Genomic DNA, 20,789 nt, shown 5'->3' with positions numbered 1-20,789 from the left:
CCTTGAAAGCACGGCGTGAGCTTGCAGGCGCTCACGCGACCTTGGTGCGGCCGGTGCGGGAGGCGATGATCACGCCGGCGATGACCAGCGCGTAGCCGATCAGATGAAACGGCTTCAGCTCCTCGCCGAGCAGCAGGATCGCCAGCACCGAGCCGAACAGCGGCACCAGATGCAGAAACGGCGCGGCGCGGTTCGGCCCGATCAGGCCGATGCCGCGATTGAAGAACAGATAGGCGAGCGTCGAGGCGAACACCACGACGTAGCCGAGGGTCAGGAGCGATAACAGATCGAGCTGCAGCACGAAGCCGGACGCGTATTCCCACGCGGCCAGCGGCAGCAGCAGCAGGGCGCCCAAGGCCGTGCAGGACGAGATCAGCGACAGCTGGTGCACGGCCGGCCGCCGCGTCATGACCGCCGAGTAGATCCCGAACACCAGCAGCGCCCCGGCGAACATCAAGTCACCGCGGTTGAACTGAATGGCGGCCAATGCGCCGAGGTCACCGCGCAGCAAAATGACCAGCACGCCGGTCAAGGATATCGCGATGCCGGCGAACTGCGCCGCCGTCAGCCTGACCCCGAACAGCACGAGCGACCATAGCGCTACGAACAGGGGGGCCGAGGATTGGATCAGCAGCCCGTTGAGCGCCTGGGTGTACTGCATCGCCCAGTAGGACAGCGCATTGTTGATGGCGAAGCCGGTCAGCGCCAGCACCAGCAGCAGCGGCCAGCTGGCCAGCAAGGTACGCCAGTCGCGTACGAGATGCGTCCGCGCGAACGGCCACAGCATCAGGAAAGTTCCGATCCAGCGGATGCAGGACAGGGTCAGCGGCGGCACGTGCCCGGCGACATAGCGCGCCAGCACGATGTTGCCGGCCCAGAACAGCGAGGCCAGCGTCAGAAGCAGATAGGGCTGGTTGTTGAGCCAGGCCAGCGGCGAGGTCGGATGCGATGCGGTGGGCAAGGAATCGGCTTCTCTTGTTGACCGGAGCTTGTGCCCGAAATGGCGGGCGGGACAAGAGCGCCGGGCGGAAGGCCGCCATGTCGAAATACCAATGGGCCTCCTTTACAAAACGAATATTCGTTTTGTATGCTCATCGCAGACGGGAACGCCATCGAGCCGACAGCCGCACCCTGCGACCGCTCGGCAGGAGCTGCGCATGCCGAAACTCAAGCCCGAGACGATGGCCGCGCGCCGGGACGAGATCCTGCGGGCCGCCGAGGCCTGCTTCGCCCGGCAGGGATTCCATCAGACCACGATCGCCGATGTCATTGCGCAATCTGGTTTGAGCGCGGGCTGCATCTACGGCCATTTCGCCAGCAAGGAAGAGCTCATTCAGGCGATCGGCGAGCATCGCCATGCCCGTGATGCCGCCCTGTTAGCCACGGCGCGTGAGATTTCTGATCCGTTGGAAGCGTTGCGCGCCATTGCGCGCGCCTCGTTGGCAGACATGCAAAAGGAAGAGGGCCTGCGCCACCGGCGCATCGCGCTGCAGCTCTGGGCCGAGGCGCTGCGGGACGATGACATCCGCGCGCAGGTGACGGACGGTGTGCGCAAGCCGGCCGTCTTGATCACCGAGCTGCTGCAGCGCGGCCAGCGGCTCGGCGTCATCGACCGCTCCGTTCATCCACGCAGCATGGCCCGCACGATCGTCGCGATGTTCCAGGGGTTCGTGCTGCAGCGATTGTGGGGCGAGCCGTTCTCGTCATCCGAAGCGATGGCCGCATTCGAGACGCTGCTGACGGGACTCACGGCGCGGCGATGACCTGAAGGACTGCCTCTCCAACCGTACCGGGCGGGTCTCAATGACGAGCGTTCCTGATCTCATTGCCGGTCTCGGCACCGGGCTGGTCGGCGGCTTCACTTCGGGGCTGCTCGGCGTCACTCCCGGTGGTGGGCTCGTCGTGTTCGCGGTCATGCTGCTCGGCGCCGAGCAGCACACCGCGCAAGGGCTCTCGCTGGTCGCGCAGATCCCGCCGACCAGCGCGGCCGGCATCAGGCGCTATTGGGATAGCGGCAATCGGGTGACGGCTGCGGTGTTGCTCTGGCTCGGCCTGGGATTCCTGGTCGGCGGCATCGTCGGCGCACTGATCGCGAACTGGACGACGGCGGCGGTCCTGCAATGGGCCTATGTGATCTACCTATTCTTGCTCGATGCTCTGCTGCTGCGCAGGCGACGGGCGAAGGAGTCCGCCGAAGCAACTGGCGCCGCGCCGGATCCACATCGAGCAGCGCTCCTTGCAGTTGGCTGCGCGGCCGGCGTGTCCTCAGGCTTTCTTGGGATCGGCGGCGGGCTCGCCACGGTGGTTGGCTTGAGCGCGGTGCTGGGCATGGCACAGCACCGCGCCCAGATGATCAGCCTGGCGCTGACGCTGGTGCCCACGACGCTTCCATCCGCCTGGATCTACTGGCGGCACGGCGCCATGCCGGCCTGGCCCACGCTCGTCGCGGTGATCGTCGGCCTCGCGGTCGGCACCGATGTCGGCGCGCGTCTCGCGAACCGCGTTCCGCCGGAACGGTTGCGCGTCCTGCTGGTGGGCTTCGTGTCGCTGATGGCCGTCTGCATGACGCTCAAGGCGCTCGGATGAACCATTCGCCTCACGTCGCCTGCTTGCGCGAGGCCGCGTAGACGCCGCTCAGGACCAGGGCGAAGCCGATCACGTGGAAGATCTGCGGCCGCTCGCCGAGGAAGACGAACGCCATGATCGAGCCGAACACCGGCACGACATGGAAGAACGGCGCCGCGCGGTTGGCGCCGATCAGGAGCACGCCGCGGTTGAAGCACAGATAGGCGATGGTCGAGGGAAAGATCGCGACGTAGAGCAGTGACAGCAGATTCTGGGTGTCGAGCGCCATCACCGGGCGCGTGTTGAGCTCCCAGATCAACAGCGGAATCAGGCTCGCGGCTCCGCAGCCGAAGGTGAAGGCGACCATCGACAGGCCATGGATCTGCGGTCGCTTGATCGTCAGCACCGAGTAGAAGCCGAACACCGCCATCGCGACCAGGAAGATCAGGTCGCCCTTGTTGAAGCTGATGTCGGCGAGCGCCGCCGGATGGCCGCGCGTGAGGATCAGCAGCACGCCGATCATCGACAGCACGATGCCGATCGCCTGCGCCAAAGTGAGGTGCACGCGCAGCAACAGCATCGACCAGAGCGCCACGATCAGCGGACCGCCGGATTGCAGCAGCAGCGTGTTGAGCGCCTGGGTGTATTCGAGCGACCAGTACTGCAGCGTGTTGAAGGCGCCGATGCCGGTCACCGACAGCGCGATCATGACGCCGAGCTTGGAGCGGATCGCCGGCCAGTCCTGGCGAAGCTGCTTCCAGGCCAGCGGCAGAATGATCAGAAAGGCGAGCGACCAGCGCAGGAACGACAAGGTCACCGGCGGAATGTGCCCGGCGGCGAGCCGGCCGACGATCGCGTTGCCGGCCCAGCACAGCGCGGTGATGCTGAGCAGCACGTAAGGTTGATTGGCGATCCAGCCGCGCGCGGGCGCTGGGGACGCGGTGGGATCGGCGGCAGACATGCGGCGGTGTTGGCCCCGGTTCGTGCGCCGCGGCATCCGGCCCGGTCATCCCGGCCGCTGGTCCTCCCCGGCCTCGTCGACAGACACCAATTGCAGCTGCCTATCAAGAGGGCAGATGCATCGCGACTATGCAGCGGCGCTGGTCATGAACCGCGGTGGTGATGCTGCCGGTGAGTTCGCAAGGTCGTGGACTGTACGGCGACCGATTTGAGACCTTCGGCGCAGACCAGATAGGCGATAACGAGAGCCGCGATGGTGGCCAGCACGGCGATCGGCGGCACCACGAAGCCGAACCAGGCGCCGGCCGGGGTGAAGGGTACGACGAGCGCGACGGCGAGCGCGGTCAGTGACGACGCAGTCAGCATCGGATCGGCGCGGTTGCTCCATGGCCGTCCGTTGGTCCGGATGATGAAGATGACGAGGATCTGGGTCGCCATCGATTCGAGGAACCAGGCGGTCCGGAACTCGTCGGGCGTCGCATGGAACAAATAGAGCAGGGCGCCGAAAGTGAGAAAATCGAACAGCGACGACAGCGGGCCCATGATCGCGGCAAAGCGCAGCAGCCGCTTCATGTCCCAGCGCTGCGGCCGCGCGGTGGCCTGCGGACTCACACGATCGAACGGGATGCCGAGTTCGGAGAGATCATAGAGCAGGTTGTTGAGCAGGATCTGCGTCGGCAGCATCGGCAGGAAGGGCAGTATGATCGAAGCGACCGCCATGGACAGCATGTTGCCGAAATTCGAGCTCGCGCCCATTCGCACGTATTTCAGGATGTTGGCGAAGGTGCGCCGCCCTTCCTCCACACCGTCGGCGACAACCTCGAGATCGGAGGCGAGCAGGATGATGTCGGCGGCGGATTGCGCCACGGCGGTGGCGCCGTCGACCGACAGGCCGATGTCGGCCACCTTCAGCGCCGGCGCGTCGTTGATGCCGTCACCCAGGAAGCCGACGACGTGGCCCGAGGCCTGCAGCGCCTTGACGATGCGCGATTTCTGATCGGGGGCGAGCCGGCCAAACGCGTCGGCCGAGCGCACCTGCACCGCGAGCGCGTCATCGCTGAGTTCGGCGATGTCGCGGCCGGACAGCACGCGATCCGCCCTCAGTCCGACCAGCCCGGCCAGTCGCTTGACCACGACCGGATCGTCGCCGGAAAGGATCTTCAGCGCGATGCCGGCGCGCGCAAGCTGTGCGATAGCCGCGGCTGCGGTCGGCTTGGGCGGATCGGCGAACGCGCACAGACCCTCGAAGATCAGTTCCTGCTCGTCATCGGTCTCGATCTCGCGCGGCGCGCCGGTCCAGGGCCGTGACGCGATTGCGACCGTGCGCAGGCCCTCGCGCGCCAGCGCGTGAACGCGCGCGCACATCTCGTTGCGGCCGCTGGCGTCGATCGGCGTAGTCGCGCTGCCCTGCCGTTGCTGCGTGCAGAGCTCGATCACCGCCTCTGGCGCGCCCTTCACGATCAAGATCTGATCTGCCCCGCGGATCGCCAGCACCGAGCCGAGCCGGCGCGAGAAGTCGAAGGTCTGCTGTCCGCCCAGGGTCCATCCTGCTGCCGCACGGTCCGCGCCGGCGATGAGCGCGGTGTCGAGCGAGCCCCGATCGCCGCCGAGTGCGGCAGCGATCGCGCCGAGCTCCGCGGCTCGCGGGTCGTCGCTGCCGTCGGGCGCGATGCTTCGGGCGAGCGTGATCTCTGCTGAGGTCAATGTTCCCGTCTTGTCGGTGCACAGCACCGACATCGCGCCGAGATCATGGATCGCCGCGAGCCGCTTCACGATCACCTTGCGGTTGGCCATGCGGAGCGCGCCGCGCGACAGGGTCACGGTGGTGATCATCGGCAGCAGCTCGGGCGTCAGTCCGACGGCCAGCGCCACCGAGAACAACAGCGAGTCGAGCACATCACGGCCGAACACGACGCGCACCGCGAGCACGATCACGACCAGCGCCAGCGTCAGCCGCGCGATGACGAGGCCGAACTCGTGCAGGTCGCGCTCGAACGGCGTGCGGGCCTGCGCTTCGGCCAGCGCCGAGGCGGCAGCGCCGAACATCGTGTTCGGCCCGGTGTTGACGACGAGCGCGACGGCCTCTCCGGTCTGAGCCACGGAGCCACGAAACAGCGCATTCGACGTGTCATTCTCATCGCTGGGAATACCGGCCTGTTTCGTCACGGGATAGGGCTCTCCCGTCAGCGCCGCCTCGCCGGCAGTGAAGGCCTTGCTTTCGATGATCAGCGCATCGGCAGGAACGATGTCGCCCGCGCGGACGCGCAGGATGTCTCCGGGAACGACGGCGTCGACGTCGATCTCGCGATAGGCGCCGTCCCGCTTGACCTCGGCCTTCAGGGCCACGGAGCGGCGGAGCTCCTCGGCCGCCTTGACGGCATGCCCCTCCTGAACCGTATCGAGTCCGATCGACAGCGTGAGGATGAGGACGATGATGGCGCCGCCGATCACGTCGCCCGTCACCATCGAGATGATGCCGGCCACCAGCAGGATCAGCGATAGCGGCTCGAGCAGGCGGCGGAGCACGGCGCGCATCGGCCCCACGACATGCGATGGGGAATCGGCATTCCGGCCGTAGCGTTGCAGCCGCTGCTCGGCGTCGGCTCTGCCGAGGCCGTCCAGGTCGCAGGCCAGCGCTGCGCCTGCCTGCGCAGGCGACAGGCGCCAGAACCGGTGCAGGCCGGGGGTCGTATCAGTGCTCACATGCGTCCGTTCATGTTCGTGGATGATTGGTAATGGTCATCATGCCTGATTTGCATGAACGATCGTCCGCCGGTTGACCTAGCGCAACATCCTGCTGTCGCGATCCCCTAGCTTTGTGTGCAATGCGCCGCGGGCTGACGGCCGCACTCAAGGAATGGATGGCGCGTCACTGGGCATCATCCGCATTGACGAGTTTGTGTTGACGATCATGGCCGATCATGCCGCAGCTCTCCCGTCCCCGACGAAAGCCGCCGTTGGTCCGACCGTCCTAGCGGCGGTCTGGGCGCATCGCTGGTTCGCTCTCGCCATCATCGTGCTGCTCGGCCTTGGCGGCTGGCAAAGCGTCCGGGTCATGCTTGGGCCTGCCATCGTGGTCGATCAGGTCCGGCGCGGCGACCTCGTCGAGGCGGTCGTTGCCAGCGGTCACGTCGAGACGCCGTTCCGCGTCGAGATCGGCAGCCAGATCACCGGCACCGTCGAGGAGGTGCTGGTGCTGGAAGGCCAGCACGTCACCAAGGGCCAGCCGCTGATCTCGCTGGAGTCGCGCGAGCTGAAGGCTGCGGTGGTGCAGGCACAGGGGCAGGTGGCGCAGGCCGAGGCGCGGATGCGCCAGCTCGCCGAGCTGACCTTGCCGTCGGCGAAGGAGGCGTTGCGCCAGGTGCAGGCGACCTTGCTCAATGCCCAGCAGACCTATGACCGGACGTCGCAGCTGACCGGCAACGGCTATGCCACGCGCGCGGCGCTCGACGAGGCTCAGAAGACGCTCGACGTTGCGCTGGCCCAGAAGCGTGCCGCCGAATTCCAGGTCTTCACGGCGAGCCCCGGCGGCAGCGACTACGTCATGGCCGAGACGCAGCTGAACCAGGCGCGCGCCAATCTCGACACGGCGCAGTCGCGTCTCGGCTATGCGACGATCTCGGCGCCGCGCGATGGCGTGCTGATCACGCGCAGTGTCGAGCGCGGCACCGTGGCGCAGCCCGGCAAGACGCTGCTCGTCCTGGCGCCTGCCGGCGATCTCCAGCTCGTCCTGCAGATCGACGAGCGCAATCTCGGCAAGCTGGCGCTCGGCCAGACGGCGCTCGCGTCGGCCGATGCCTACCCCGACAGGCGCTTCCCCGCTGTGGTCAGCTACATCAATCCCGGCATCGATATTTCCCGCGCGTCCGTCCAGGTCAAGCTGATCGTCAAGGACCCGCCCGACTATCTGCGCCAGGACATGACGGTGTCTGTCGACATCGAGGTCGCCTCCCGCAAGGATACGCTGGAGCTGCCGGTGCGCTCGGTTCACGATATCACCTCGGGACAGCCCTGGGTGCTCGGGGTGAAGGACGGCCGCGCGGTCAAGCAGCCGGTGCGCGTCGGCCTCCGCGGCAACAGCCATGTCGAGATCGTCGACGGCTTGAACGCCGGTGACATCGCCGTGCCCCAGAGTTCCGGCATCCTGACCGGCCAGCGCTTCCGCCCGGTGCTGCCGTGAACCGCTGGCTGCCCTTCGAGTGGATCGCGGCGGTGCGTTTCCTGCGCGAGGGCCGGCTGCAGACCTTGTTCATCATCGGCGGCATCGCGATCGGCGTCGGCGTCATCGTGTTCATGTCGGCGATGCTCGCCGGCCTCGAGGCCAATTTCATCAAGCGGGTGCTGACCTCGCAGCCGCAGATCCAACTGCTGACGCCGGATCAGGTTGCGCGTCCCCTGCGCAACGACAATGGCGTGATCGAGGATGCCATCGTGCAGCGTCCGAGCCAGCGCGTGATCTCGATCGATCAATGGCCGAAGATCCGCAATCAGATGCTGGCGATGCCGGAGATCACCGCGGTGTCGCCGACCATCTCCGGCTCCGCCCTCGCCATTCGCGGCGACGCCAGCCGCGCCGTGACGCTGTCCGGCATCGAGCCGGAGAGCTACTTCACAATCGTGCGCGTGCCGGACTACATCGTCGCCGGCGAGCCGCGGCTGACCAGCGAGGACATCATCATAGGTACCGAGCTCGCCAGGGATCTCGGCGCGATCGTCGGCGACAAGCTCAATGTTCAGGCGGCATCCGGCGCCAACCGCGTGCTGATCGTGACTGGTCTCGTCGATCTCGGCAGCAAGGGCGCCAATCAGCGCTCCGCCTATGTCGCGCTGCGCACGGCGCAGTCGCTGCTCGGCATGGTCGGCGGCGTCACCACGATCGACATCACCGTACGGGACATCTATGCCGCTGAGGACATTGCGCAGCGCATCCAGGCCGCCAATCGCGTCAAGGCCGACAGTTGGATCAAGACCAACGCGCAGTTCTTCACGGCGGTGCGCGCGCAGGCGACATCCAACACGCTGATCCGCGTCTTCGTCGCGCTCTCGGTCGCGTTCGGCATCGCGGCCGTGCTGATCGTCTCGGTGATCCAGCGCTCCAAGGAGATCGGGATCCTGCGTGCGATGGGCACCTCGCGCGGACAGATCTTGCGCGTGTTCCTGCTGCAGGGCGGGCTGCTCGGCTTCGTCGGCTCGCTGTTCGGCGCGGCAATGGGCGCGGGTGCGCTGATCTATTGGCATGCGGTGCAGCGCCAGGCCGATGGCTCGGAGTTGTTTCCGTTGATCCTCGAACGCCGATTGTTTCTCATCACGGCCCTGCTCGCGACGGTGACGGGCCTGCTCGCCGCGACCGCGCCGGCGCTGCGCGCGGCCAAGCTCGATCCGGTGGTGGCGATCCGTGGCTGAGGTCCTGCTGCGACTGGAGAAGGTCTGCAAGGCCTACAATGTCGGGCTGCCGACCGAGACCGAGGTGCTGCACGACATCGACATCGAGGTCGACCGCGGCGAGTTCGTCGCGCTGATCGGTCCGTCCGGCTCCGGCAAGAGCACTCTGCTGAACATCGTCGGTCTCTTGGACCGGCCGACCTCCGGCCGGTTGACGATCAAGGGCCAGGATACTGCGTCGCTCAGTGATACCGAGCTCACCCATCTGCGCGGCCATACCATCGGTTTCATCTTTCAGTCTCATCTCCTGATCTCTGCCTTCACGGCCAAGGAGAACGTGATGATGCCGCTGCTGGTCGATCGCGGCTTCCCGGGCCCCGAGATCGAGGCGCAGGCGTCGAAGCTGCTCGACCAGGTTGGGCTGGCGAAATTCGCCGACCATCTCGCGAGCAACATGTCGGGCGGCCAGCAGCAGCGGGTCGCGGTGGCGCGGGCGCTGGCGATGAACCCCGATCTGGTCCTGGCGGACGAGCCGACCGGCAACCTCGACACCAAGTCTGCCGAAGCGGTCTTTGGCCTGATGCGCGACGTCAATCGGGAGGTCGGCACGAGCTTCCTGCTCGTCACCCACAACCTTGATCTGGCCCGGCGCTGCGATCGCATCATCGAGGTTGTCGACGGCCGCATCCAGAGCTGAGGGCGGGCCGCTTCGATCGTAGATTCGCCGCCGTTCGGAGGCTTAATGGAACTGCCCGGGTCGATGCGCCGCCAGAAGCGCACGGCCGGGTCGCCCGATCCGCAGCCGGGGCGGCTTGAAATTTTGGGGCTTATCAAAGGCTTGGTGGCGCTCTTGTGTGCTCCGAAGGCCCGTTCTCGCTTGCCTAGCCCGGCGGCTTCCTTTATCCGGTGGGTCGCCTCGCAAGCGAGCGGTCCTGGCCGCGATTTGGGCTGGGCGCATGGTTGGCCAGGCTGGCCCCTCATCGGAAGCGATTTCGTCCGAACCGATCGTGCTGTTTTGGATCTTGGCAGAGGAAAGAGCTGCGAATGGCTAACGTCGTCGTCGTCGGCGCCCAATGGGGTGACGAGGGGAAGGGCAAGATCGTCGACTGGCTGTCGGAGCAGGCCGACATCGTCGTTCGCTTCCAGGGCGGCCACAACGCCGGTCATACGCTTGTCATCAACGGCGCGACGTACAAGCTGGCGCTGCTGCCGTCGGGCGTGCTGCGCACCGGCAAGCTGTCGGTGATCGGCAATGGCGTCGTGTTCGATCCGCAGGCCTTCCTGGACGAGGTCGGCAAGCTCCAGTCGCAGGGCGTCGCCATCAGCCCGGACAATCTGCGCGTTGCCGAGAACGTCACGCTGATCCTGCCGCTGCACCGTGAACTCGACGCGCTGCGGGAATCCGCGAGCGCGGCGACCGCGATCGGCACCACCCGCCGCGGCATCGGCCCGGCCTATGAGGACAAGGTCGGCCGGCGCGCGATCCGGCTGATGGACCTCGCCGATCTCGATACGCTGCCGCACAAGATCGACCGCCTGCTCGCGCACCATAATGCGCTCCGCCGCGGCCTTGGCCTCGAGCCGATCGACGGCCAGCAGATCCTGCGCGAGCTGACCGCCTTCGCGCCGAAGCTGCTGCCCTATGCGGAGACGGTCTGGCGGCTGCTCGACATCAAGCGCCGCGAAGGCAAGCGCATGCTGTTCGAGGGCGCGCAGGGTGCGCTGCTCGACGTGGACCACGGCACCTATCCCTACGTGACCTCGTCCAACACGGTGGCGGCGCAGGCGGCCACCGGCGCCGGCCTCGGGCCGGGCGCGATCGGCTACGTGCTCGGCCTGTGCAAGGCCTACACGACCCGGGTCGGGCAGGGGCCGTTTCCGACCGAGCAGGACAACGAGACCGGCCGCAAGATCGGCGAGCGTGGCCGCGAATTCGGAACGAATACCGGCCGGCCGCGTCGTTGCGGCTGGTTCGATGCGGTCCTGGTCCGTCAGGCGGTCCGGACCTGCGGCATTAACGGTCTTGCGCTGACCAAGCTGGACATTCTCGATGGTTTCGACACCATCGATGTCTGCACCGGCTACAGGCTGGACGGCAAGGAGATCGATCATTTCCCGGCAGGTGAGGGCGCGCAGTCCAGGGTCGAACCGATCTACGAGACGATCGAAGGCTGGAAACAGCCGACGGCGAACGCGCGCTCCTGGGCCGATCTGCCGGCACAGGCCATCAAATACGTCCGGCGCATCGAGGAACTGGTGGGTTGCCCGATCGCGCTGCTTTCCACCAGCCCCGAACGCGAGGATACTATTCTGGTCCAGAATCCCTTCGAGGCGTGACGGGACCCGACAGCTGAGCGCGCGAATTGAGTTGATATGGCCGACTACTACCCGCTGATAGCCCGTGCCATTGCCGGATTGGACCCCAACGCTCCCGGGGAAAGCCGGCGTGCGCTTTACGAGCGGGCCCGGGCGGCGTTGATCGCACAGTTGCGCAGCGTCCAGCCGCCGCTCAGCGAGTCCGAGATCACGCGCGAGCGGCTGTCGCTCGAGGAGGCCGTTCGCAAGGTCGAGGCGGAAGCAGCCCAGCGTGCCCGCGAGGCGCAGCGGGCGTCCAGTGGCGCTGCCCGCCCAGGCGATGCCCTCCGGCGGGCCGGTGCGCGCAATTCGGATGCTCCGGCAGCCCCCTCGGCTCAGCCCACTCCGACTCCAGACCAGGCCGCCACTGCCGCCCCCCGGCCACGACCGGCGGGCCCGGCTGCTGCCCGGGCCGAGCGGCCGCCGCTCGGCGCCGAGACGGCCGAGCTGCGTCCGGCGCGCAATCCGCGACCGGAAGCGCCGCCGGCTGCCGCTGGCGCACCAGCTGTGCCACCGCGGCCCCAGCCGCCTCAAACGCCTCCACAGGATGGGGCGGCGCCTCCCGTGCGCGAACGTCCGGCTGCCGCCCGCCGCGGTGCTCAGGACAACGGCAATCCGGCAACGCCGCCCGCCATGCGCGGCTTCCGCGACATCACCGCTGATGTCGACGATCTCGGCAAGGCCACCGCGCAGGCCAACCGCGCGGCGCGCAAGACCTACGCCAACGTTCCGGCCACCGATCTCGATCGGCTCGAGGGCGACGACGATGACCGGCCGCCGCTGCCCGAGGCGCCGTACTCCTATGACGAGTCGGTCCAGGAGGCCGAGCGCTACGCGCTGCCGGCCACCTCGACCCGCCAGCGTGGCGCCGCTCCGGATCGCGAGGGCAAGAAGAAGCCGGAGCGCAGCGGCTCGACCTTTCCGTTCAAGGCCGCCATCGCCGCCGGGATCGTGCTGATCCTGATCGGCGCCGGAATTCTGTGGGGCCGGCCGCTGGTCGGGATGGTCAACGGCCTGTTCAAATCGTCCTCGACGGTCGAGGCGCCCAAGGACACCGGCGCGCCGCTGAGCAAGCCGAAGATCACCGACCGCGTCGGCCAGTCGCCGTCCTCGGACCAGATCGCGCCGGTCGCACAGCGCGTCGTGCTGTATGACGAGGATCCCGCCGATCCGAAGGGCAAGCAGTACATCGGCTCGGTGGTCTGGCGTACCGAGCAGATCAAGGCGACGGGCACGCAGAAGGCCGATATCGCGGTGCGCGCCGACATCGAGATTCCCGATCGCAAGTTCAAGATGACGATGTCGTTCCGCCGCAACACCGACACGTCGCTGCCGGCGAGCCACACCGCCGAGCTCACCTTCATCCTGCCGCAGGACTTCTCGGGCGGCGGCGTCGGCAACGTGCCGGGCATCCTGATGAAGTCCAACGAACAGTCACGCGGAACGCCGCTGGCGGGCCTTGCGGTGAAGGTCACCGACGGCTTCTTCCTGGTCGGCCTGTCCAACGTCGACGCCGACCGGACCCGCAACGTGCAGCTCCTGAAGGAGCGCTCCTGGTTCGACGTTCCCTTGGTCTACACCAATCAGCGCCGGGCCATCATCGCGATCGAGAAGGGCGCGCCGGGCGAGCGCGCGTTCAACGACGCCTTCGCGCTGTGGGGTGACTGAGCAGGCCGCACGCGCCTCGCGCGTTCGGCGAATCGCCGAGGCAGGAGATTGGGCATGAAGCGATATCTCATCTTCGTTGCCGTAGGCCCGGCGCTGGGCGGCTTCGCGCTGCTCCTGGTCACGACCTACATGTCCGGTTATTGGACCAACACCAATCCGGGCGAAGTGGCCAAGCTGTTCAAGGTCTTCGTCACCTCGCTGCAATACAGCTACCTGTTCGGCTTCTTGCCGGCGCTGATGATGTGCGCGATCGACGACATCCTGTTCCACGTCAGGCGCATCGGGCCGACGTTGCGGATGCTGCTGGTGGGCGGCATCGCCTTCCTGCTCGCGGCCTTCAACTACGCCTCGCATGGCTCCGAATACGGCATCGTGCAGTGGATCCTGTACGGGCTGGTCGGCTTCATCCCGGCGACGGTGTCATCGTGGCTGGTGCACAGATTCGTTGAGGAGCCGCAGCCGGCGGTCGTTACTGAGCCGCCGACTGCGTAAGCCGATCGCACGAGCCGATCAGCCCTACCTGCCGTTGCCGCGGCAGCGGCCGCCGGGGCCGATGTGAAAGCCGCGCGGGCAGGCGTGCGCCGCCGGATTGGCGTAGTTGCGCAGGCATCCGCCATAGGGACCGCGGTGCCAGCCCGGGCCGCAGCCGCCGGCGACCTGGATCACCTCAGGCTTGGATCCGGCGTCGATCGGAGCCAGCGGCATCGCAGATGCGCCGACGGTGAGAACTCCCAACAGGAGCGCGCTGGTGAGGATGGTTCGCATCGATGGTCTCCCTGGTGTGATTTGCGAAAGGGTCAGCCGCCGGCAGCGAAGGCGATGCCGGCACGCACCTCGGTGATGGCCTGATCGATCAGCCCCAGCGCGCGCTCGCGATGGCCGCCCTTGTTCGGTGTCGCCTGAGCCAGCTCGGCCCGCGCCGATTGCAGCATGGTGATAGTCGCGGTCATGTGCGGCTGCGCGCCGAGCGCGTAGCCGATCCCGATGCAACCCGCGAGGGCGGCGCCGAGGCAGAGCTTGCGGGCCGCGGAAGACATGGTCATTTCAATCTCTCCTCGTACTCATGGCTGTTCGACTTGAAGGGTGCAGGCCGCAACGCATGTCCGCGTGCGTCCATCGGCATCGCTAGTTGAACCCGTTGCCGCTGTCTTGGACTCATCGGCATGAACGGTCGCGCGACTTGGACTGATCGGCGCTCCCGATCCCGTCTCGATGAGCTCTGCCGACTTCAGCGGCCGTTCATCCCGCCGCTGCCACATTGATCGCGTTGCTTCGGAAATTCCTTTGCCTCGGGTCCGATTTCGATGACCATCGTCAGGAAAATGCTGTCGACCGACATGCTGCCGAAAGGGCTCGACGACAGGCAGCGCTTCTTGTGCTTTGCGGAATTGTTCGAGCACTTCTCCAACACGGGTGAGCTCGATCCGGCCGAGGACGTGCCGTTTCGCGCCGCAATGAACGCGATCCACATCGGGACCACCCTGCTCGGGCGCTGCGACGGCACCTTCACCCGTGTCAGGCGCGAACGGCGCCAAGTGCTCGCGACCAATGACGACCGCTATTGCCTGGCGCGCAACGCCGGCAGCCGCGAGGCGATGGTCGTCCATCGCGGACGCGAGTTCGTTCTGCGCCCCGGCGCAATGGTGCTGCTCAAGCTCGATGAGCCTTTCTTCAGCGCCGACGGCGCCAGCCACAAGCGCTTCGTCAACGTGCATCTGCCGATGATGACGCTGCGCTCGATGGTCTCCGGTGTCGATGATCTGGTCGGACGCGAATTGGCGCCGGGCGGCGCGCTGTCGCTGGCGATGGATTACAGCGAGCTGCTGCTCGCCCATCCCGCCGCGGCCGACGAGGCCGGCCCGGCGATCGCGCAGCATCTGCTCGATCTGGTGGCGCTCGGGCTCGGTGTGCGCGGCGACGCGATGCGCAAGGCCGGCCGCGGCGGCCTGCGCAGCGTTCGGCTGGCGGGGCTGCTGACGATTCTGAACAGCCGCTTCACCGAGCCGGATTTTTCGGCGCAGAAGCTCGCCGTCGCGGCCGGGCTGTCCGAGCGCTACGTCAATGACCTGCTGCATGAGGCCGGCGCCGGCTTCTCGGCCCGGCTGAACGAGCTGCGCCTGCGCAAGGCCATGGACCTGCTGGCCGGCGGCGGACGCCGCATCAGCGACATCGCGTTTGCCTGCGGCTTCAACGACCTGTCCTATTTCAACCGCTGCTTCCGGCGCCGCTTCGGGCTGACGCCGACCGGCGCCCGGGGCCGCTAGGCGAGACAAGGCGACGGTTCGACGCAACTTGTGCCGAGCCCCGCGCGTTGCCATCTCATGGGTATGCAAGACCACATGGCTCCCTCGCCCCGCCGCGGACGCGCCTCGCAGGCGCACTTCGACGCCAATGAGGCGCGCGGACCGATCATCGACCAGGACGGACGTGAGATCCCGCAGGGCTCCTTCCGGTCCTCGTTCAACGGCGCCTTCGTCGGTCCGGACGGTGTGCGCTTCGATTTCAACACCGCCAATCCCTTCGGCAATCTGACCCGTGAGCAGCGCATCGCGCGGCTGGAGGCCGTGGCGAAGCTGCTCGACGTCGCCTTCGTCCTGCCCGGCACCAACATCCGTTATGGCATCGACGGCATCATCGGCCTGATCCCGGTGGTCGGCGACCTCATCGCGACCGCGCTGTCGCTGTGGCTGGTGCGCGAGGCCCGTGCGCTGGGCGCGCCCTGGCACGTCATTACGCGGATGCTGGGCAATGTCGCGGTCGAGGGGGTGATCGGCATGGTCCCCGTCGCGGGCGACGCCTTCGACGTGCTGTTCCGCGCCAACATTCGCAACGCCAAGATCCTGCGGCGGTGGCTGGATACCCAGTCGCGTTGAGGCGCTGCGAGACCGGGCCAAAACCTCGCAAACCGACCCCCATAAAAAAACTGCCCCGCGCGAGGCGGGGCAGGGTGTTGAAGACTGGTCTGGCAGCCGTCAGGCCGCATCGGCGTCCTGCGCCTTGTCGACCCCCCGGCGCGGCAACGGAAACGCCTCGCTCTCATACAAGGTGCGGATGCCGTTCTGGTCGAAGCGGGCTTCCTCGACCTGCAGGTAGGCGCCATTCAGCGAATCCGCAGGCAACTCCTCCATGGCGAAGCGCACGGCTTCAGCCGCGGTGCCGAACCGCCGGTAGGCGAAGCCCGCCCGCTTCTTCTTGCGGATGGCGGCGGGAAACAGTTCGGCAGAGGTGTTGAAGTTGAACGGACGCAGTGGACGCATGGTCTGAGACCTCTTCTTGTCGGCTGGAAGCGCTGACGCGAGCTTTCAAAACATTCAGCTTGGCAATGACGCCAGCGATTGCGGGGGTGGAGGGCGGGATTTGCCGCTCCAGGCGGCCCGGCCCTGCATAGTCAGTTACGGTCTCTAATATAGGCCGATTTGGCAGAAATGCGAATCCTGCACGCTCACATCGTAAATCCGGCCTGGTTCGGGGCCTACTGAAATATCCTATTTTTTCAATGGTTTAATCGATCCACAACTTGTGAATGCAGGAGAGCCCGATCTGCACGGCTAAAATCTCGCCCCTGGTGGCCGGTTTTGGCCCCCGGCGCCGCGCCGGCCGCCAGCCCAGCGGCCCCGATTACCGTCCGTGACGGAACCGAGGCCGATGGAGACGTCACCGCGGCTTCAGCTTCAGGGCCGCCGAGTTGATGCAATAGCGCAGGCCGGTCGGCCCCGGGCCGTCGGGAAAGACATGGCCGAGATGGCCGGAGCATTTCGAGCACAGCACCTCGGTGCGGACCATGCCGTGGGTATGGTCGGTCTCCTCGTCGATGTGGCTCTCCGTCGCCGGCTGGGTGAAGCTCGGCCAGCCGCAGCCGGAGTCGAATTTGGCGTCGGACTCGAACAGGGTCTGGCCGCAGCCGGCGCACACGTAGGTCCCGGCGCGATGCTCATGCTCGTATTCGCCCGAGAACGGGCGCTCGGTCGCCTTCTCGCGCAGCACGGCGTACTGCATCGGCGTCAGCTCCTCGCGCCATTCCGCCTCGCTCTTGATGACCCTGTCGCTCGTCTTGGTGTCGCTCATCCCGTTGTCCTCCGGGCGGACCGAACTGGTCCGCTCCCTGTCATTGCGCTGATCGGCCTCGGTCGCGGCCGCAGGTCGTCGCCTCAGTTCGTTACCCAGTTAGTTCGTCGCCTCAGTTCGTTGCCTTGGCCTCGCCGACCAGCGTCGGCTTCTCGACATAGTTCTCCGCGAAGATCTTCTTCAGATTCTCGATCTTCGGCAGGTCGTTATAGGCAATATAGGGCTGGTTCGGGTGCAGCGTCAGGTAGTCCTGATGATAGGCCTCGGCCGGATAGAACGCGTCGAGCTTGCCGATCTTGGTGACGATCGGCTTGCCGAACACCTTGGCCTTGTCGAGCTGGGCGACATAGGCCTCCGCGACCTTCCTCTGCGCCTCCGAGGTGGTGAAGATCGCCGAGCGATATTGCGGTCCCGAGTCCGGGCCCTGTCGGTTCAACTGGGTCGGATCGTGCACGACCGAAAAGAAGATCTGCAGAATCTTGCCATAGGAGATCTTCTTCGGGTCGTACTTGATCTGGACCGATTCCGCGTGGCCCGTCGTGCCGCTCGAGACCGTGCGGTAATCGGCCGTGGCCTTGGTGCCGCCGGCATAGCCGGACACCGCGCTGACCACGCCGGCCGTGTGCTGGTAGACGCCCTGGACGCCCCAGAAGCAGCCGCCGGCGACGACAGCGGTTTCCAGCGCGTCGGAGGCCGGCTGGTCCTGGGCCGGCGGCGGGATCACAACGGCCTGCTCGGCGGCGTGCAGCGGCTGCCAGGCCAGGATGCCGGCCGCCATCGCACCGAGCACGGCTGTCTTGACGAAAAGGGAGCGGGTGAGGCGCATCTTCGGATCCTCGTGAGGGGGGCTTGTCTCGTCTCGCCGGCCGGAAACACTGGCCCGGTCCGGCCTCTGCTGCAAGATACGTCGGTGCCCGGCCGGCGTTACGGGGGACGTGACACGACTGCGTGAACAGGCGGGTGGCGCGAGGCGTGCGCTATCGCCCAATGGGTGCCGGGACGGCGCTGGGAGTTGTGGCGAGAGCGTTCCAGGCATGGTGATCTGTTCTCGCGGCCCGAATTGCCCGAGGGATGCCGGTTCATTGGCCCTCCGAAAGCGGAGGGCGCAGGGAAGGCCGGACCTCGACTGAGGCCCGTGGCCCGCCTGCGGAAAAAATGCAGGCGGCAGGTACCACAGGTTCAGCCGGACAGATCCAGCCCTCCCTGCGCGATGGTTTTAACGCTTATACGTGCTCTCCCCGGGGACCGGCTGTCTTGCCCCCGTCGCCGGCGGATCATCACCGCCAGCTTGGCCTCAGCGTCGGGAGGCCAGGACCACACGCTTTCGCCGTCCGCGCCATGCCGTTCGTCCGCAGGCGCTTCGCCCGCTGCAACATGTCGCATCCATCGCATTTCGCTGCCAACGTCCGTGACGATCGCGATACGTCCCCTGCCGTGCAACGAAACGCAGGCATCATAAGCCTGATTTGGGCACGGCGCGAAATGATTTATGTTTTTCAGAAGACCTTGACAGCTTTTGCCGTCGCCGGCCGATTTGCCCGACGGGCCGAACGGCGCTGCCGCATGCGAGGAAGGTGCAGTGATTCATGCATGGGCGGGCAGCTACGAGATTCACCATAGTCGATATCGTCGACGGCGCGACGCGCGACGTCCAACCCGCCAGGTCACGATCCCATCACGCTTCGCCGATCCTCGAACCATGATGTCATTCCATTGTCGCGGTCGTGATGCCGGCGCGGCGGGACGCCGCGAATATTTCCTCCATCCGATGGTCAATACAGAGGCGGTCGCGCCTCGACCGGCAGGGCCCTGACCAGGGCATCGATCAATCGAGTGCGCGCTCTCCGCCCCTTGAGAACCTGGAGAACAATCATGACAATGTGGAAATCGAAGGCGGCAGCCGTGCTGCTGTCGATGGCGACTGCCGCGCCTGCATCGGCGCAGGGTTGGTTCTACGGCGAGCAGGAGCCGGGGGCGTTTCAGGCGATGTATCCCGATCGCGACGTGCTCAACGGCGGCGCACTGACGCCGGCGGGACGAATGGGCCTGGTGCGCGCCTCCGGCGCGGTGCTCGTGTTTCCGCCGCCGGCTCATCTCCGCCCGTATGATCGGCGGCCGCAGCGGCGATGACGCGTCGCCCGGAAGGCGCCCTATGATCGGCTGCCCGGACAGCGGCTGCCGCGCTACGTCTGAGCGATGGGCGCGATCACGAACGGCCGTCGGCTCGCGCGGTCGTGATTGGGATGCCGCTTTCGCCTGCCTACATCATCGCCTGCGTGAACTGGTGCGCAACAGGGAAGACCAATCATGATCGCATTCAGGAGCCTGGCGGCAGCTCTGCTGATGTCGACGCTGGCGGCCACCGCGGCATCGGCCCAATTCTCCGAGCCGGCGGCCTATGCGGCCATGCATCCCGAACGCGACGTGCTCAATGGCGGCGCGCTGACGCCGGCGGCGCAGGCGGAACTGGCCCGCCGTGGCACGTCCGCCTTTCCGAATGCAAATGCAGCGATGCCGCCGGCCGATAGCGTGGGGCCGCATCGGCGTCATCGGCGCTGAGCGCGTCGCTTCAGTTGGCGTGCTCCTCGCGCTCGTGGATGACGCTGGCGCGGCCGACGATGAGATCGTCGACCTGGCCGATGCGTGAGACGTCCTTGCCGGCATAGGGCAGCGAATGCAGCACGCAGCGCATCGCGTTCAGCCGCGCCCGCTTCTTGTCGTCCGACTTGATCACGGTCCACGGGCAGTCGGCGGTGTCGGTGGAGAAGAACATCGCCTCCTTGGCGCGGGTGTAGTCGTCCCATTTGTCGAGCGAGGCGGTGTCGATCGGCGACAGCTTCCATTGCTTCAACGGATGCGCCTCGCGCTCCTTGAAGCGGCGGCGCTGCTCCTCGCGGCTGACCGAGAACCAGAACTTGATCAGGTGCATGCCGCTGCGCACGAGGTTGCGCTCGAACTCCGGCACCTGGCGCAGGAACTCGTCATATTCGGCCTGCGAGCAGAATCCCATCACGCGCTCGACGCCGGCGCGGTTGTACCAGGAGCGGTCGAACAGCACGATCTCGCCGGCGGTCGGCAGGTGCTCGACATAGCGCTGGAAGTACCATTGGCCGCGCTCGACGTCGCTCGGCTTGTCCAGCGCCACGACGCGGGCGCCGCGCGGATTGAGATGCTCCATGAAGCGCTTGATGGTGCCGCCCTTGCCGGCGGCATCGCGGCCCTCGAACAGCAGCACCAGGCGTTGCCGCGCATCCTTCATCCAGTTCTGCAGCTTGAGCAGCTCGGTCTGCAGGATGAATTTCTGCTCCTCATAGTCCTTGCGATACATCCGGTATTTGTAGGGGTAGCCGCCCTGGCGCCAATTGTCGGCGAGCTCGTCGGAGGTGTGGCGCCTGTCGCGCTTGGCTTGTTTGCCTTCGATCAGCGCCTTCATCAGCTTGGCATCGTCGGGTGCTGCGCCGTCCAGCATGGCCCTGATCGGTGCGCTGTCGGCGTCGAGCGCCGGCGGTCCGTTCAGCACGGTCTCGAACGCCGACAGCCCGGTGATCTGCGCAGCCTGCATCTGTTCGTCGACCAGCGACTGGGCGATCGGATCGAGCCCCGCAGCCGATTGCAGGCGCGGGGCGTGCACGGTGGCGGCTGCGCGCTTCATGCGTCGGCCATTGGAGGCCTTGGCTTTCGTGGTCTTGGACTTTGCCATGCGATTCCGCTGCCTGCTGTTGGTTTAACAGAGATGTGAATCGATTTTTATCCGCCAAGGACCCTGCGTCAGGTTGACGTGGATCAACCGGCCG

21 protein-coding genes are annotated in these 20,789 nt (G+C 66.6%); 12 read left to right on the top strand and 9 right to left on the bottom strand.

Going from position 1 to position 20,789, the window contains the following annotated elements; genetic code table 11:
* Positions 1-31: 31 nt before the first annotated feature.
* A complete protein-coding gene (locus tag QW863_RS22995; RefSeq protein WP_315714132.1) occupies positions 32-961 on the bottom strand; it encodes a DMT family transporter in 930 nt (309 codons plus the stop codon).
* A gap of 196 nt (positions 962-1,157) precedes the next feature.
* Here QW863_RS22995 and QW863_RS22990 point away from each other — a divergent pair, with 196 nt between their 5' ends.
* On the top strand, positions 1,158-1,763 hold the full coding sequence (locus tag QW863_RS22990) for a TetR/AcrR family transcriptional regulator (RefSeq protein WP_315714133.1): 606 nt from the start codon (positions 1,158-1,160) through the stop codon (positions 1,761-1,763).
* A 40-nt stretch (positions 1,764-1,803) separates the two neighbouring features.
* Positions 1,804-2,586 carry a sulfite exporter TauE/SafE family protein gene (locus QW863_RS22985; protein WP_315714134.1) on the top strand — a complete coding sequence of 261 codons (783 nt, stop codon included), beginning with the start codon at positions 1,804-1,806 and terminating at the stop codon, positions 2,584-2,586.
* A gap of 10 nt (positions 2,587-2,596) precedes the next feature.
* On the opposite strand, the gene QW863_RS22980 is transcribed toward QW863_RS22985, so the two are convergent.
* Together QW863_RS22980 and mgtA are read right to left on the bottom strand one after the other, a co-directional pair.
* Complete coding sequence (locus QW863_RS22980) at positions 2,597-3,526, bottom strand: DMT family transporter (protein WP_315714135.1); 930 nt, start codon at positions 3,524-3,526, stop codon at positions 2,597-2,599.
* Between the two features lie 143 nt (positions 3,527-3,669).
* On the bottom strand, positions 3,670-6,228 hold the full coding sequence (gene mgtA / locus QW863_RS22975; protein ID WP_315714136.1) for a magnesium-translocating P-type ATPase: 2,559 nt from the start codon (positions 6,226-6,228) through the stop codon (positions 3,670-3,672).
* A gap of 208 nt (positions 6,229-6,436) precedes the next feature.
* Here mgtA and QW863_RS22970 point away from each other — a divergent pair, with 208 nt between their 5' ends.
* From QW863_RS22970 to QW863_RS22945, 6 genes are all read left to right on the top strand, one after another.
* Positions 6,437-7,705: an efflux RND transporter periplasmic adaptor subunit gene (locus QW863_RS22970; protein WP_315714386.1), complete on the top strand. Its 1,269-nt coding sequence runs from the start codon at positions 6,437-6,439 to the stop codon at positions 7,703-7,705.
* Positions 7,702-8,928, top strand: coding sequence for an ABC transporter permease (locus QW863_RS22965; RefSeq protein ID WP_315714137.1), 1,227 nt, complete (start codon positions 7,702-7,704; stop codon positions 8,926-8,928). Before QW863_RS22970 ends, QW863_RS22965 begins: the two co-directional genes overlap by 4 nt.
* A complete protein-coding gene (locus QW863_RS22960) occupies positions 8,921-9,604 on the top strand; it encodes an ABC transporter ATP-binding protein (protein ID WP_315714138.1) in 684 nt (227 codons plus the stop codon). Before QW863_RS22965 ends, QW863_RS22960 begins: the two co-directional genes overlap by 8 nt.
* 347 nt (positions 9,605-9,951) lie before the next feature.
* A complete protein-coding gene (locus QW863_RS22955; RefSeq protein ID WP_315714139.1) occupies positions 9,952-11,244 on the top strand; it encodes an adenylosuccinate synthase in 1,293 nt (430 codons plus the stop codon).
* A gap of 36 nt (positions 11,245-11,280) precedes the next feature.
* Positions 11,281-12,930: a hypothetical protein gene (locus QW863_RS22950; RefSeq protein WP_315714140.1), complete on the top strand. Its 1,650-nt coding sequence runs from the start codon at positions 11,281-11,283 to the stop codon at positions 12,928-12,930.
* Between the two features lie 54 nt (positions 12,931-12,984).
* On the top strand, positions 12,985-13,422 hold the full coding sequence (locus tag QW863_RS22945; protein ID WP_315714141.1) for a DUF5413 family protein: 438 nt from the start codon (positions 12,985-12,987) through the stop codon (positions 13,420-13,422).
* A gap of 24 nt (positions 13,423-13,446) precedes the next feature.
* On the opposite strand, the gene QW863_RS22940 is transcribed toward QW863_RS22945, so the two are convergent.
* Both QW863_RS22940 and QW863_RS22935 read right to left on the bottom strand, forming a co-directional pair.
* Positions 13,447-13,695, bottom strand: coding sequence for a GCG_CRPN prefix-to-repeats domain-containing protein (locus tag QW863_RS22940; RefSeq protein WP_315714142.1), 249 nt, complete (start codon positions 13,693-13,695; stop codon positions 13,447-13,449).
* 32 nt (positions 13,696-13,727) lie between these two features.
* Positions 13,728-13,973: a hypothetical protein gene (locus QW863_RS22935; RefSeq protein WP_315714143.1), complete on the bottom strand. Its 246-nt coding sequence runs from the start codon at positions 13,971-13,973 to the stop codon at positions 13,728-13,730.
* 261 nt (positions 13,974-14,234) lie between these two features.
* Between QW863_RS22935 and QW863_RS22930 the strand changes: the two genes are divergently transcribed.
* Both QW863_RS22930 and QW863_RS22925 read left to right on the top strand, forming a co-directional pair.
* Entirely contained in the window at positions 14,235-15,194 is a 960-nt protein-coding gene (locus tag QW863_RS22930; protein ID WP_315714144.1) for an AraC family transcriptional regulator, read from the top strand.
* A 75-nt stretch (positions 15,195-15,269) separates the two neighbouring features.
* Positions 15,270-15,803: a DUF4112 domain-containing protein gene (locus QW863_RS22925; protein ID WP_315714145.1), complete on the top strand. Its 534-nt coding sequence runs from the start codon at positions 15,270-15,272 to the stop codon at positions 15,801-15,803.
* Positions 15,804-15,902: 99 nt separating this feature from the next.
* Here the strand turns inward: QW863_RS22925 and QW863_RS22920 are convergent, their stop codons facing one another.
* The 3 genes from QW863_RS22920 to msrA all read right to left on the bottom strand — a co-directional run bounded on the left by QW863_RS22920 (position 15,903) and on the right by msrA (position 17,821).
* Positions 15,903-16,187: a hypothetical protein gene (locus tag QW863_RS22920; protein ID WP_315714146.1), complete on the bottom strand. Its 285-nt coding sequence runs from the start codon at positions 16,185-16,187 to the stop codon at positions 15,903-15,905.
* A 397-nt stretch (positions 16,188-16,584) separates the two neighbouring features.
* Entirely contained in the window at positions 16,585-16,995 is a 411-nt protein-coding gene (gene msrB / locus QW863_RS22915) for a peptide-methionine (R)-S-oxide reductase MsrB (RefSeq protein WP_315714147.1), read from the bottom strand.
* Positions 16,996-17,107: 112 nt separating this feature from the next.
* Positions 17,108-17,821 carry a peptide-methionine (S)-S-oxide reductase MsrA gene (gene msrA, locus QW863_RS22910; protein ID WP_315714148.1) on the bottom strand — a complete coding sequence of 238 codons (714 nt, stop codon included), beginning with the start codon at positions 17,819-17,821 and terminating at the stop codon, positions 17,108-17,110.
* A 1,046-nt stretch (positions 17,822-18,867) separates the two neighbouring features.
* Between msrA and QW863_RS22905 the strand changes: the two genes are divergently transcribed.
* Complete coding sequence (locus QW863_RS22905; RefSeq protein WP_315714149.1) at positions 18,868-19,125, top strand: hypothetical protein; 258 nt, start codon at positions 18,868-18,870, stop codon at positions 19,123-19,125.
* Positions 19,126-19,302: 177 nt separating this feature from the next.
* Positions 19,303-19,554 carry a hypothetical protein gene (locus QW863_RS22900; RefSeq protein WP_315714150.1) on the top strand — a complete coding sequence of 84 codons (252 nt, stop codon included), beginning with the start codon at positions 19,303-19,305 and terminating at the stop codon, positions 19,552-19,554.
* Positions 19,555-19,564: 10 nt separating this feature from the next.
* On the opposite strand, the gene ppk2 is transcribed toward QW863_RS22900, so the two are convergent.
* Positions 19,565-20,695: a polyphosphate kinase 2 gene (gene ppk2 / locus QW863_RS22895; RefSeq protein WP_315714151.1), complete on the bottom strand. Its 1,131-nt coding sequence runs from the start codon at positions 20,693-20,695 to the stop codon at positions 19,565-19,567.
* Positions 20,696-20,789 lie beyond the last annotated feature (94 nt).

Source organism: Bradyrhizobium sp. SZCCHNR1017, from assembly GCF_032381375.1.
In the GTDB taxonomy this organism is placed as follows: domain Bacteria; phylum Pseudomonadota; class Alphaproteobacteria; order Rhizobiales; family Xanthobacteraceae; genus Bradyrhizobium.
This window is presented reverse-complemented; position numbering and strand designations above follow the sequence as displayed.